The sequence below is a fragment of the Enterococcus plantarum genome, assembly GCF_001730295.1.
Lineage (GTDB): Bacteria > Bacillota > Bacilli > Lactobacillales > Enterococcaceae > Enterococcus_L > Enterococcus_L plantarum.
This window is the reverse complement of the sequence record NZ_MIKA01000043.1, coordinates 1-853: the sequence shown is the minus strand read 5'-3', so window position 1 is coordinate 853 and position 853 is coordinate 1. Positions and strand designations below refer to the sequence as shown.

Genomic DNA, 853 nt, shown 5'->3' with positions numbered 1-853 from the left:
TCTACAAGTCCAGAGAAAATAGGCAGTCAAGCTGGAGAAGTGAAGCGTGATTGGTGGGACAACAACAAACAAATCTTAAATAATATTGAGAAAAGTTATAAGAAACCGAATACCATATTTGATCCGACCAAACAAATTGCAAGTATGTTATAGTTTACTTATTAATGATGAGGTGTAAGGGATGACTAAAAGAAAATTTATAGTAATAGGAGTAGGAATAGTTTTAGTTATTATTCTAGGTATCGGAGGGAAAGTGTATATGGATAACAAACGATTCAATGATGAAATGGTAAACGTGGTAAAAACCGGTCAAGCAAAAAGGGAGATAGAAATAGGGTTAAAAAACTTGGATTCAAAAGCTTTAACGCCAGAGGGAATTATCAAATCTTATGAAATAGATTATGAGAGTATAGAACACAATCCTATGGGAGGAATTATGTTTGACGTAATTATAAATGATGATGAAAAACTTAGAGTGTATAATCTTTTAAATAAAAGTACAAAAGATGGTACTTTAGAAAATTCTGGTGGTGGAAATACAGCGGAATTAGAAGAGTTGTTAAAAAAAGGAGGGAATTAGTATGGGATATTCTGATAAAGAAAATATCGATATAGCGCAAATGGAGTATCGTTCATATAAAGAGGGCGACCCAGTTAAAATAAATAATAATGGTACTACGATAGGCTATGTATCAAAAGTAGTAAATGATAAAAAAACAGGAGAACAAGCATATATTATCACAGATGGCAATCCAAAAGTCCAAAAACCATCTGAAGTGAATAACGTAACGGTGCTGTATCAAGCCTCTACAAGTCCAGAGAAAATAGGCAGTCAAGCTGGAGAAGTGAAGCG

1 protein-coding gene and 1 pseudogene are annotated in these 853 nt (G+C 33.4%); both read left to right on the top strand.

All coding sequences use genetic code 11. The features are described 5' to 3' along the window. The first annotated feature begins 181 nt into the window (after window positions 1-181). Complete coding sequence (locus BCR22_RS10975; protein WP_069654931.1) at window positions 182-580, top strand: DUF1310 family protein; 399 nt, start codon at window positions 182-184, stop codon at window positions 578-580. Between the two features lies 1 nt (window position 581). Next, window positions 582-853 (top strand): annotated as a pseudogene (locus BCR22_RS10970) (hypothetical protein); the annotation flags it as partial.